General features: G+C 69.3%; 11 protein-coding genes. 7 read left to right on the top strand and 4 right to left on the bottom strand.

What is annotated here, in order from left to right; genetic code table 11:
• Position 1: 1 nt before the first annotated feature.
• The gene (locus J9315_RS11735; protein ID WP_198498284.1) at positions 2-2,029 is read right to left on the bottom strand and encodes an acetoacetate--CoA ligase; all 2,028 of its coding nucleotides are present in this window, start codon (positions 2,027-2,029) and stop codon (positions 2-4) included.
• Positions 2,030-2,161: 132 nt separating this feature from the next.
• On the opposite strand from J9315_RS11735, the gene J9315_RS11730 reads away from it, so the two are divergent.
• The 4 genes from J9315_RS11730 (at position 2,162) to J9315_RS11715 (ending at position 5,930) form a co-directional block, all read left to right on the top strand.
• Positions 2,162-2,446 carry a hypothetical protein gene (locus J9315_RS11730; protein WP_198501039.1) on the top strand — a complete coding sequence of 95 codons (285 nt, stop codon included), beginning with the start codon at positions 2,162-2,164 and terminating at the stop codon, positions 2,444-2,446.
• A complete protein-coding gene (locus J9315_RS11725; protein WP_198498285.1) occupies positions 2,443-3,981 on the top strand; it encodes a sodium/proline symporter in 1,539 nt (512 codons plus the stop codon). The genes J9315_RS11730 and J9315_RS11725 overlap by 4 nt, the downstream gene beginning before the upstream one ends.
• 205 nt (positions 3,982-4,186) lie before the next feature.
• A complete protein-coding gene (locus J9315_RS11720) occupies positions 4,187-4,624 on the top strand; it encodes a hypothetical protein (protein WP_198498286.1) in 438 nt (145 codons plus the stop codon).
• A gap of 157 nt (positions 4,625-4,781) precedes the next feature.
• Entirely contained in the window at positions 4,782-5,930 is a 1,149-nt protein-coding gene (locus tag J9315_RS11715; protein WP_198498287.1) for an ATP-binding protein, read from the top strand.
• An 81-nt stretch (positions 5,931-6,011) separates the two neighbouring features.
• Here J9315_RS11715 and J9315_RS11710 read toward each other — a convergent pair whose 3' ends face one another.
• Positions 6,012-6,422 carry a VOC family protein gene (locus J9315_RS11710; RefSeq protein ID WP_232623537.1) on the bottom strand — a complete coding sequence of 137 codons (411 nt, stop codon included), beginning with the start codon at positions 6,420-6,422 and terminating at the stop codon, positions 6,012-6,014.
• Between the two features lie 117 nt (positions 6,423-6,539).
• Between J9315_RS11710 and J9315_RS11705 the strand changes: the two genes are divergently transcribed.
• The gene (locus tag J9315_RS11705; protein ID WP_232623538.1) at positions 6,540-7,376 is read left to right on the top strand and encodes a helix-turn-helix domain-containing protein; all 837 of its coding nucleotides are present in this window, start codon (positions 6,540-6,542) and stop codon (positions 7,374-7,376) included.
• A gap of 2 nt (positions 7,377-7,378) precedes the next feature.
• Here J9315_RS11705 and J9315_RS11700 read toward each other — a convergent pair whose 3' ends face one another.
• The gene (locus tag J9315_RS11700) at positions 7,379-8,941 is read right to left on the bottom strand and encodes a malate:quinone oxidoreductase (RefSeq protein ID WP_211977941.1); all 1,563 of its coding nucleotides are present in this window, start codon (positions 8,939-8,941) and stop codon (positions 7,379-7,381) included.
• A gap of 108 nt (positions 8,942-9,049) precedes the next feature.
• Here J9315_RS11700 and J9315_RS11695 point away from each other — a divergent pair, with 108 nt between their 5' ends.
• A complete protein-coding gene (locus tag J9315_RS11695) occupies positions 9,050-9,970 on the top strand; it encodes a LysR family transcriptional regulator (protein ID WP_211977940.1) in 921 nt (306 codons plus the stop codon).
• Here J9315_RS11695 and J9315_RS11690 read toward each other — a convergent pair.
• Positions 9,967-10,887 carry a LysR family transcriptional regulator gene (locus tag J9315_RS11690; RefSeq protein ID WP_211977939.1) on the bottom strand — a complete coding sequence of 307 codons (921 nt, stop codon included), beginning with the start codon at positions 10,885-10,887 and terminating at the stop codon, positions 9,967-9,969. The two genes, J9315_RS11695 and J9315_RS11690, sit on opposite strands and share 4 nt — an antisense overlap.
• Before the next feature lie 167 nt (positions 10,888-11,054).
• Between J9315_RS11690 and J9315_RS11685 the strand changes: the two genes are divergently transcribed.
• Complete coding sequence (locus J9315_RS11685; protein ID WP_211977938.1) at positions 11,055-12,218, top strand: PrpF domain-containing protein; 1,164 nt, start codon at positions 11,055-11,057, stop codon at positions 12,216-12,218.
• Positions 12,219-12,250 lie beyond the last annotated feature (32 nt).

Raw genomic sequence — 12,250 nt, 5'->3', positions numbered from 1 at the left:
ATCAGCCGGTGGGGTGGCGCTGCGCGACGTCGCGGGCGACGTCGACGTACCAGTCGACGATCGTCGGGTCGACCGCGGTCGTGCGATTGACGGCCGCCGGATCACCGCCCTGGATGACGCGTTTGATCGGCACCTCCATCGTCTTGCCCGTCCGCGTCTTCGGGATGCCGGGGGCCGCGATGATCTCATCGGGCACGTAGCGCGGGGACAGGCGGGAGCGGATCGCCTCGGTGATCGCGGATCTCAGGTCAGCGTCGACCTCCGTGCCCGGGTCGGGCACGACGAACAGCGGCATGAAGTACCCGCCGCCGGGCAGTTCGGCACCGAGGACCATCGATTCGGCGACACCGGGCACCTGATCGACGACGTGGGTGATGTCGGCCGAGCCCATGCGGATGCCGCCCCGATTGATCGTCGCGTCCGACCGGCCGTGGATGACGTATCCGCCGCCGGGGATCTTCGTCGCCCAATCGCCCTGCCGCCACAGGCCCGCGAAGTCGTCGAAGTACGCCGCCCGGTACTTCGACCCGTCCGGGTCGTTCCAGAACATCACGGGCATCGAGGGCATCGGGGCGGCGATGACGAGCTCGCCGACCTCTCCCTCGACGCTCTGCCCGTCGCCGTCGACGATGCGGGCGTCGACGCCGAGGTAGGGGCCCTGCAGCTCGCCGAGCCACACGGCACCGAGCGGGTTCGACCCGAGGATGCCCGAGGCGACGTCCGTGCCGCCGGAGTCGGAGCCGACGAGCATGTCGGCTCTGATCGCCTCGTACGCCCACGTCCAGGTCTCCGCCGGCAGGGGAGAGCCGGTCGAGATGATCGTGCGCAGGGATGTGAAGTCGAGGTCGTCCTTCGGCACCGCCCCGGCGCGGGCACCGATCGAGAGGACCGCGGCCCCCGCGCAGAAGAGGGTCGCACGCTCCGCGCTGCAGATCGCCAGATGTCGATCCGGTCGCTGCCAGGTCGGGGCGCCGTCGTAGGTGATGATCGTCGCCCCGCGCATCATCGCGTCGATCATGAGGTTCCAGACCATCCACGTCGTCGAGACCGCGAAGTGGACGCGGTCGCCGGGGCGGACGTCGTACTGGAGGGCATTGGCCTTGAGCGATTCGAGGACGACCCCGCCGTGGGAGTGGACGATGCCCTTGGGCCGGCCGGTCGTGCCGGAGGAGTAGAGCACCCAGAGCGGATGGGAGAAGTCGACCCGCTCGTACTGCGGCTGCGCCTCCTCGGCGATGATCTCGCTCCAGCGTGCGCTCGGCACCGTGAGGGAGGCGGCATCTGCGTCGCTGCCGGTGACTCCGCTGGCTTCGTGGTCGCCGGCAGCCTGCTGTGTGAGGGTGTCGACGAGGATGTGGTGGCGCACGGTCGGCAGGGCCTCGAGGACGGCCGGCAGCTGGGCCAGCTGGTCGCGGTGGGTGCCGCCGAACTCATGGGAGTCGACGGTGAAGAGGACGCGCGGTTCGATCTGGGCGAAGCGGTCGGCGATGCCGTCGACCCCGAAGTCGGTGTTGACGACCGACCAGATCGCGCCGAGGCTCGCCGTCGCGAGCAGGGCGACCGGGGTCTGGACGATGGCGGGCAGCACCGCGCACACGGTGTCGCCGGGACCGACGCCGAGGCGGCGCAGATGGGCGGCGAGCGAGGCGACTTGGGCGCGCAGCTGCGCCCACGTCAGGGTCTCCCGAGCACCGGTTTCGTGGAGGCCGACGACCGCCTCGGCGTCCGGGGTCGCCTCGGCCTGCCGGAGCAGGTTCTCCGCGTAGTTGAGGGCGGCGCCGGGGAACCAGCGGGTCGCGGAGATCGAATCGCCCTCCCGGACGGGACCGGTGCCGCGCTCGCCGATGACGTCGAAGTGGGACCAGATGGCCTCCCAGAACTCATCGAGGTGGGAGACGCTCCATGCGTGGAGGTCGGCGTAGTCGCGCGTCTGAACCCCGTGGGTGTCGGCGAGCCGGGCCATGAACGCCCGGAGCTGCGAGCCCTCGATGCGCTGCGGGCTCGGCTGCCAGAGTTCGGTCCTGTCCATGCGTGACTCCCATCGGTCGGTGAAGACGGTCGTGCACGGTCCCCGACCGCAGAGGCCGTCGCACCGCGCTGAGCTCGTCCTATCTTGTCACGACGAGGGGGCGGGTGAGACGCATGCTCGGGTTGCGCGGTAGTGTCGCAGACACAGACGCGCAGCGCGGAGCACGGTCTCCACCTGCTGCGCTCCGTCCCGCATCACAAAGAGGTGGTTCTCGTGTTCGGTCTGCCGACGACGACCGTCGTCATCATCTTCGGCATCCCCGCGCTCTGGGTGATCTACACCCTCGTCTTCGTGTTCCTCTCACGCCGCTGGGGTGCTGAGGACGCTGCCGACGGCGCACCCGGTCCCCTCACCGACGGACCGGGCGGACCCACCGGCACGGTCACCCCGACGCATGGATCCGGAGACCGGTCATGAATATCGAGACGTGGTTCCTCATCATCTACTTCATCGCCATGGCCGGAATCGGCGTGTGGACGATGCGGATCGGGTCCCAGGGTTCGGAGGGGTACCTCCTCGGTGGACGCAGCCTGGGACCGGCGGTCACGGCTCTGCGACTCCAGTCCTCATCGATGTCGGGGTACATGTTCCTCGGCGCCGGGTCCCTCGGCTACACGCAGGGGTACTTCTCGCTGTGGTACGCGATGGGGGACATCGGCGGCGGGGTGCTCAACCTCTCGATCCTCGGCCGGCGGATGCGCAAGCTCTCCCAGATCCTCGGGTCGCTGACGTCGATCGGCTATCTCGAACAGAGGTACCCGTCGAAGTGGATCCGGGCGATCGCCGCCCCCATCGCCCTGTTCTGCATCTTCTTCTACGTCATGAGCCAGTTCATCGCCGGCGGTCGCGGCCTCGAGATGGTCACTGGGATTCCGTACGCGTGGGCCCTCCTCGTCGCCGTCGGCGTCATCGTCTTCTACACCTTCCTCGGCGGGTACCTCGCGGTCGCCTATACGGACTTCGTCCAGGCGATCATCATGTGCGTGGGCATGGTGTGGATCCTCATCGGCACGCTCCAGGCCGTCGGCGGGTTCACCGCCGGCAATGAGGCGGTCGGCGAGATCAACCCGAATCTGCTCACGATGTGGGGCCCCGGCGGCTACGCCGATGTCCAATGGGGCGTCATCGTCGGCGCTGTGCTCGTCTTCTCGATCGGGTACATGGGGTGGCCGCACGTCAACGTCAGCCACATGGCGATGAAGAAGCCGTCGGTGGCAAGGGCCGCGAGCCTCTACGCGACCGGATTCAACCTGCTCTTCATCCCTGCGCCCTACATCGTCGGCATCATGGCGCTCATCATCCTGCCGGGCCTCGACAATCCGGAACTCGCCGTGTTCCAGGTCGCCGACGCCGTGCTGCCGAGCTTCGCCGTCGGCATCGTCATGGCAGGCATCATGGCCGCGATCATGTCGACCGCTGATGCCCTTTTGCTGCAGTCCGGGACGATCGCCAGTCAGGACCTCTTCCAGCGCTTCATCAAACGGGACATGAGCGAGCGTGCCTCCGTGTGGGTCTCACGCTTCACAGTCCTCATCCTCGCCGCGGGCGGCTACGTTGTGGCGGTGGGCGATCCGCCCGCAGTCGCCGAGGTGGTCATCTTCTCCACGACCGTGCTCGGTGCCGCGTTCGTCCCCGTCTACGTCGCCGCCGCGTGGTGGAGGAAGGCCAATGTGCCCGGGGCGATCGCCTCGATGGTCGCAGGGACTGTGTCCTCGGTGGGGTGGCAGCTCAGCGGACTCGTCGACGTCACCGGCATCGACCCGATGGGTGTCGGGATCGTGACCTCGACGCTGGCGATCATCGTCGTCTCCCTGGCCACGCAGCGGTCTCATCCGGTGCCTGCGCACATCGTCGAAGAGCTCGAGGAGACCGCGAAGATCGGTCCGATTCCCGCACGGATGCTCACCGGGCAGAACGCTGCGCTCTCCTCCCAGGTGCCCAAGGATGCGTGATCCGATGTCGTCTGCCGACTCCGCCGACCGGCCACCCGACACTGGGTGGCGGCCCGATCTCGATGAGGTCAGGTCCGACGCGCCCGAGTCGGGTGACGGTCGTCGGTCCGCTCGAATCCTCCGGCTGACGGCCCCGGTCACCGCCGCCGAGGCGGTCGCGGTGTTCCGGCGCAAGCTCCCGGGTGCTGAGGCTGAGGCCAGAGCCGTGGCCCACCCGTTCTGGTCGATTGCGATCGACGTGCGGACTCGAGGCGTTTTCTCTCGGCAGGGAAAGTCAGCCCACGGTGGCACCGTCCACGTCCTCGTCAACGCCACGACGGGGAGCGCCGCAATTGCCGACTTCAGTCCGCGGACCGAACCGTTGACGAGTTCGGATCGGCACAGCGCTTCAGCCTGGGCCCACCTCGTCGGAGACGACGCTGGTCGGACCGACGCCGAGCGCGCGGCGCGCAACCTGGTGCGCACCAGCGTGACGCGGACCGTCAAGCTGGGCATGCGCATCGACCTCGAACAGGCGGGACAGGCCAAGTTCGTGCTCAAGCCGAATTGGGTGGTCACAGGCGCGAACTCGACGCACAGCGCGACGTTTCTCGTCGATGGTCTCGACGGGTCGCACTACATCGTGCGGGTTGCGAAGCGGTGATCGCGGGAGCGCTGATCGTCGCGACGCTCACCGGTAGTGAGGTGCGCGGAATCGGGAGCACCCGTGATGTCGGCATATACCTACGGCAAATACGGAATATACGGTAATGTACGGTCGAGAGTGAAGACCGCATCGTCACACGCACCTGGGGGTCCCGATGACCATTGTCATCCCGCCGTCGTCGGCGGCCAACGAGGAGTCGCCGTATCGGCCCGGATTCGGCACGACACCGCCTGTGGCGGTCGGTCGCCAACCGGAGGTCAACGCGTTCGCGCGGGCGCTCGATCAGCGCGGCGGCACGGGACGGACCGTGTTCGTCACCGGTCAGCGCGGTGTCGGCAAGACGGTGCTGCTCAACATCTTCGAAGACGTCGCGGAGTCACGGCAGTGGCTGACCGTCCGGGAGCAGGCGTCGCCGGGATTCGTCGACCGGCTCACGCAGGCCCGACTGCCCGAAGTGCTCGAGGCCCACGACGCCCATGAGACGACGAAGTCGAAGATCGTCGGCTTCACGCTGCCCGGCGGCGCCGGAGGTCTGACCACCCGGACGGAGACGACGAGCGCGCTGCAGCCGGACTTCCGGCACCACCTCATGTCCGTCCTCGAGATCCTCGATGCCCACGGCACCGGGCTCGTCATCGCCCTCGACGAGGTGCACCGGTCGAACATCGACGAGTTCCGGGCCGTCACCGACGCCGTGGCGTACGCGATGTCCCAGGAGGCGCCGCTCGCGTTCGTCGCCGCGGGGCTGCCGGCGAGCATCGACACGATCGTCAACGACGAGGTCTCGACCTTCCTCCGCCGGGCCGACCGGATCAACCTCGGCAGCTTCTCCGCTGAGGACACGAAGCTCGCTCTCCGGCTTCCCGCGGAGGAAGCGGGGAAGGGCTTCGACGAGGCGGCCCTCGACCTCGGGGCGCAAGTCTCGCTCGGCTACCCGTACATGGTCCAGATCATCGGGGATCTGGCCTGGCGCGCGGCGGGAGAGGCTGACCGCATCGCCCGCACCGACGTCGAATCGGTCGTCGACGAGGCCAAGCAGATCCTCATCCAGCAGATCTACGAACCGACGCTCGCCGCACTGACGCCCGGGGCGCGGAAGTACCTGGCGGCGATGGCCGACGACGAGGACATCTCGCACACCGGGGAGATCGCCGACCGCCTCGGCGCGAAGAAGCAGACCGCCAACGACTACCGCCGCATGCTCCTCGCCCACGGGGTCATCGAGGCGCCGGCGCACGGGGTCGTGCGCATCGTCATTCCGCACTTCCGGGAGTACGTGCGCGACCGCACCGGGGACCGCTGACCGCCGGGGCCCGCATCGGGCCCTCGATGTGCCGGCCGGTGCGAGCACCTGGTGATGCCCCGTCACCGAGGCGGCCGGCACTCAGCCCCAGGCCTTGGCGTCCGTGACGCAGAACGGATGACCGGCGGGGTCGAGGAGGACGACCCACGTGTCCCCGGGCTGCGGATCGGCCCGGGTGGCACCGAGCTCGACGATCTTCGCGGCCGCCGCCTCGACGTCGTCGGCGGCGAGGTCGAAGTGGAACTGCTTGCGTCCGTCGTCGGGCCAGTCCGGTCGCTGGTAGTCGGGGATCGTCCCGATGCCGAGCGCATTCGAAGGTCCGGTGAGCATCGCGTAGTTCTCGTCGGAATAGGAGATCGGCCAGCCGAGGACCGCCGACCAGAATTCGCCGAGTGACGCGGCGTCCGGAGCGTCGAGGGTGACCATCGCGAGCGCCGCGACGGGGGCCTGGGAGGTGTCGGTCGGGGTCGAGTTCGTCTCTGTGTCAGTCATGTCTGCCATTCTTGTGTCATGGACGACGGCGTCGCTAGGAAAAATCCGCCAAGTGCGGCGTCCGGCGCGCTCGCGTGCGGGCCCGCGACCCGACCGCCGGATCACTGGCTGGGACGGGTGCTGCGTCCGAGGGAGCTCCTCGACCACGCGCGCTACGCCTCCGCGGTGCCCGACGAGGCGCTCAGCCCCTGGGTGGAGCGCTACTGGTCGGTGACCTGGGACCTCGGGCCGGGGGAGCGGTACCGTGCGACGACGGTGTCGGAACCGGCGATCAACCTCACCTCCGAGTGGGGTCGGCTGCGGCGGGCCGACACACCGGGGCCGGGGATGTGGGTGACCGGTCCGGTGACGCGCACGCGCTTCGACGTCGGACTGTCCGGCACCGGTGGGGTCGTCGGAGTGAAGTTCCGCCTCGGTGGGACGCTCGCCTTCGCCCGGGAGCGACCGGCGAGCATCCGCGACACGACGGTCCCCGCGGCACAGTGGTTTCCCAGCATCGATGAGGACCTTGAGGTGCCGCAGGATCTTCGGTCTGCCGCCGAGGTGCTCGACCGCTGGCTGCTCGCGCGCGCTCCCGTGCTCACCGACGGGTACTCCCGGGTGCGTCGCGCGCTCGCCCTCATGGCCGACCCCGCGACGACGAACCTCGGCAGGCTCGCCGCGGGTATGGCGATGAGCGAGCGCAGCCTGCAGCGTCTCTTCCTCGACCACTGCGGGGTCGGCGTCAAGCGGATCCTCATCAGGGCGCGGGTCAGCGACGCGGTGGCCGCGCTCGATCGCGGTTGGGACGGACCGCTCGGTGACCTGGCGAACGAGTTGGGCTGGTTCGACCAGTCGCACTTCACCACCGACTTCCTCCGCCACACCGGCTGCCGGCCCGCCGAGTACGCGGCGGCGTCCCCGCGTCACGCACCACAGTCTGAGGTCGGCAGAGGTGAGGAGGTCCGCCCGTGAGCTCAGCGCTCTGACCCGACCGCCCGCGACGGCGACCCCAACCCGAGCGCCCGATTCGTGGCGGCAGTGCTCGACGCCACCGCCTCGGCGTCCCAGGAATCTCGGTCGAGATCGGGAATCGCCCGTCCCATCGTCGCCTTCCACCGGCGGTGCCATGCGGCCGGGAACGCGCGGCGAAGCAGGTCGACCATGATCGGCACCGCCGTCGACGCGCCGGGCGAGGCGCCGAGGAGGCCGGCGATCGACCCGTCGGCGGTCACGACGAGCTCGGTGCCCTGCTGGAGCACACCGATCCGCTGCGGGTCCGGGGTGACGAGCTGGGCGCGCTGGCCGGCGGGGACGAGCTCCCACTCGTTCTGCCTCGCCCGCGGATAGTAGCGGCGCACCTGCGCGAACTTCCGCGCCGGACTCGCGGCGAGCTGCCCGATGAGGTAGCGGACGAGGCCGAGGTTCTGCAGACCGGCAGCGGCGATGACAGGGAGGTTGTCGGGACGCAGCGTCGTGAAGAAGTCACTGAGCCGGCCGTTCTTGAGCAGTTTCGTGCTGAAGGTCGCGAACGGTCCGAACAGCAGGTGCTCCTCGCCGTCGATGATGCGCTTGTCGAGGTGCGGCACTGACATCGGCGGGGCGCCGACTTCGGCCTGACCGTAGACCTTCACGTCGTGGCGGCGGACGACGGCCGGCGTCGAACACCGGTAGAACGCCGCCCCGACCGGCAGCACCGCATACCCTCTGACCTCGGGGATCCTCGCCTTCTGCAGCAGGCGCAGAGCGTACCCGCCGGCCCCGACGAACACCGTGCCGGCGCGCAGCGAGAAACGACGCGACCCTCCACCGGAGTCCGTGGGACGCGCAGTGCCGGTGACGACCCAGCCATCACCGTCGCGACGCAGCCCGGTGACCTCGTGCCCGGTGAGCACCTCGCTCGCCGCGTCGTCGTCACCCCGCTTGGCCCCACCGGCCCCGGTGATCACCGTCGTCAGCGCCGTCGTCAGCGCTCCGAAGTCGATGTCGGTGCCCCGCGGTGACCGGGCCGCGGCCAGCGGCTCGTCCCCGAGCTCTCTGCCGTCCATCGTCAGCGGCGCCCAGTCGGCGATGACCGCGGGGTCCTCGGTGTAGTCCATGTCGGCGAAGAGGGGATCGGTGCGCAGCGTCGCCACGCGCGTGCGCAGGTAGTCGACGTCGCGGCGGCCGAAGACGAGATTGACGTGGGCCGCGGAGTGGATGAAGTCCCGCGGATCGATGAGACCCGCCTCGGCGAGGAAGGACCACCACTGGCGGCTGAGCTGGAACTGCTCGGCGATCGCCGCGGACCTGGTGCCGTCCTGTGGATCGGGCATGTAGTTGAGCTCGCAAAAGCCTGAGTGCCCGGTCCCGGCGTTGTTCCACGGATCGCTGCTCTCCGCAGCGATGTCGGAGGCCTTCTCGAGCATGACGATGCGCCATGTCGGTTCGAGGACGGCGAGCATCGACCCGAGCGTCGCGGACATGATGCCGCCGCCGATGAGGACGACGTCGGCAGCGGCGAGATCGGCGGTCGAGTCCGACCGTGGGCGGGTGGTCATCGTGGGCTCCTCGTGGTCGAGTGTGAGAACGGGCGGTGGCTTCTCCTCCACGATGCGCTCCCGCAGAATCATCCGTCCAATGAGCAGATCGATGGGTATGATCCGAATATGGATGAATTGGTCGATGGACTCTTCCCGCAGCTGCGGGCCCTCGTCGAACTCGCCGATCAGGACGGCCACATGACCGATGCCGCTGCCGCGCTCGGGGTTCCCCAGTCGACGATGAGCCGGCGCATCCACGGTCTCGAGCGTCACCTCGGCGTGCCGCTCATCGTGCCCGCGGGGCGCGCCGTCGTCCTCACCGCGCAGGCGCGGACCCTAGTCGCGGAGATCCGCGGGCCCCTGGCGGAGATCGGCGGGGCCGTCACCGACCTCGCCGAGGCGGCCGATCCCGACCGCGGCATCATCCGGTTCGGCTTCCCGCTGACGATGGGAGCCGGGGTCATCCCCGACCTGCTCGCGGCCTTCAGCGCCGAGCATCCCGGCATCCGCCTCGACCTCAAACAGGCCCACGGTGCCGTTCTCGTCGACGATCTGCGCGGTGGACTGCTCGACGCTGCGATCATCATTCCGCCGCCGCGGCAGCTGCCCCACGTCGTGCTCGCGAATCAGCTCATCGTCGCTGTCGTCCCGGCCGGACACCGCCTGGCGCACCGGAGCACCGTGTCGCTGACCGAGCTCGCCGAGGAGCGCTTCATCGCCAATCCCGAGACCTACAACCTCCGCACCCTCACCGACGCGTGGTGCCTGCAGGCCGGCTTCGCACCCCAGGTGAAGACCGAGGTCACGGAGTTCTCGACGATTCGCGAGTTCGTCAGCAGGGGCATGGGCGTGGCTCTCCTGCCGCGCAGCGTCCGCCCGGTCGACGGCCTCGCCGAGGTGGCGCTGCGCGGTTCGGGCTATGTGCGCGAGGTCGCCCTCGTCACCGCGGTGCGCCGGCCCAGTCGGGTCGTCCAACGGCTCCACGACTTCATCGTCGACCGCGCAGGGGAGTGGACGGCCGCCGACGGGATCCGCGCGAGCTCCTAGCTGCGCCACTCCTTCGACCCGCTCACCGCACGGAACGAGCGGACGAGAGCGAGCGTCGCCGGGGACTGAACGCGTTCAGCGAGCTTGGCGAGCAGGATCCGCCGCGGGGCGGGGTTGCCGCGCAGGGCGACGACCTTGACGTCGGGCCCGTGCGAGCGCACCGCCAGGCGCGGGGCGATCGCGACACCGAGCCCGGCGGCGACCATCCCGAGGAGCTCGGGGTAGTCATAGGCCTCGAAGACGACCCGCGGGTCGAACCCGGCGTCCCGGCAGATCCGACTGAGCACCGAGGCGACCGGATGCGACGAGCGGGTGATCCACGGATCGCTCGCCACTTCCTCGAGCTCGACGATGCGGCGGCGGGCGAGCCGGTGGGTGGCCGGCAGCAGAAGCATCGTCGGCTCCTGGACCAGCGTCGTCTGGACGGGGATGTCGGCGCTGATCGGCGCCCACGGATAGTCCCACAGCGTCGCAAGGTCGACCTCCCGCCGCTCGAGCGCCTCGGCGATCCGGTCGAGGCGATAGCTCTTGACGGTCACCTCGATGTCGGGATGGAGGTCATGGAAGTGGAGGAGGACCTTCGGCATGATCGAGGCGGCGAACGTCGGAAACGTCGCGATCCTCACCTCACCGCGATCGAGCTGCGCGAACGCCGCCATATCGTTCTTCGCCGCGGCGAGCGCATTGTCGATCGTCATCGCGTGCGCGCAGAGCTTGATGCCGGCGTCGGTGAGCCGCATGCCCTTGGGGTGCCGAACGACGAGCGGAAGCCCGACCTCGCGTTCGAGTTTGCTCATCTGCTGGGAGACCGCCGAGGTCGACAGGGCCAGTTCGTCGGCGGCCCCGGAGAGGCTGCCTGTCCGATAGACGAGAAGCAGGAGTAGGAGCCGGTCGACGTTGTACGGCGCTGAACTCATGGTTTAAGCGTAGCTTAGATCAAGTGAACTAAGTTTTGATTGAACTTAATCAGCACCCGTGACACCTTGATTCCCATGCACCGCTGCAGTCCCCGCACTGCAGACGAACAGCCGAACACGCGGCTGCCGGCACCGCAGCCGGGTCAAGACGAATCGAGGACATCCAAGTGGACAGCCAACTCCACGGACAGTGGTACCGAGGCGGCACATCGAAGTGCTGGCTCTTCTCCGGCGACGAGATGCCCGCCGACCGCGCGCAGATCGCACTCGCCCTCACCGCGGCCTTCGGCTCCGGTGACGACCGCCAGCTCAACGGCATCGGCGGGGCCTCCTCGACGACATCGAAGGCGGCGATCATCTCGCCCTCGGCGATCCCCGGCATCGACATCAGCTACCTCTTCGCCCAGGTGGGCATCGGGGCGAGCGCCGTCGAGTTCACCTCGAACTGCGGCAACTGCGCCTCGGCCGTCGCGCTCTACGCGATCCAGAACGGACTCGTCCGCCCCACCGGGGACCGCACGAGCGTGCGCATGATCAACGAGAACACCCGGTCGGTGCTCGTCGCCGAGGTGGCCACCCCCGACCGCCGGATCCCCACCGACGGCCTCGAGACCATTCCCGGCAGCGCGATGCCGGGCGTGCCCGTCAACGTCTTCTTCGAGAACGTCGACGGCGTCTCGACCGGGGAGCTCCTGCCCCTCGGCCAGGCGACGTCGAGGCTCGACGTCGGCACCCGCACGGTGACGGTCAGTGCGATCGACGCCGGGGCGCCGGCCTGCTTCATCGCGGCAGAATCGCTGGGGATGACCGGCACCGAGACCCTGCCCGAGGTGCGCCTGCGCCTGCCGGAGCTGCTCGCCGTGCGCACCGCGGCCTCCCCGGCGATGGGGCTGAGCGTCGACGGGGAGGAGATCAGTCCGGCCGTGCCGAAGATCGGCATCGTCGCCGCCCCGCAGGACTACGTGACGACGACGGGGGAGCGGATCGCCGCCGGCGACTGCGACATCCTCGTGCGGATGGTCTCGATGTTCGATCCGCACCCGGCGATCGGCATCACTTCGGCGATCGCGATCGCCCGCGACGCCTTCGTCGCGGGCAGCCTCGTCCACGACATCCTCGGCGCCGACCACCCCATGCACGACGCCCCCGCCGACGGCGACCGGGAGGTGAGCATCCGCATCGGCACCCCGGCCGGTGTCGTCACCTGCCGCGTCCAGCTCGACGCAGACGGCCGGGTCACGCGCCTCGGCGTGCGGCGCGTGGCCCGGCGGATCGCCAATGCGGCCATCGACCTGCCCGACGTCGACCTCGCCCTGCCGCTCGTCGGCTGAGCGGAGCACCGGCGGCGGGCGGGCCACCGAAA

The sequence above is a fragment of the Brevibacterium sp. W7.2 genome, assembly GCF_018137945.1.
GTDB classification, from domain to species: Bacteria; Actinomycetota; Actinomycetes; order Actinomycetales; family Brevibacteriaceae; genus Brevibacterium; species Brevibacterium sanguinis.
Note: the sequence above shows the minus strand (reverse complement) of the source record. Positions and strands in the feature narration are given on the sequence as shown.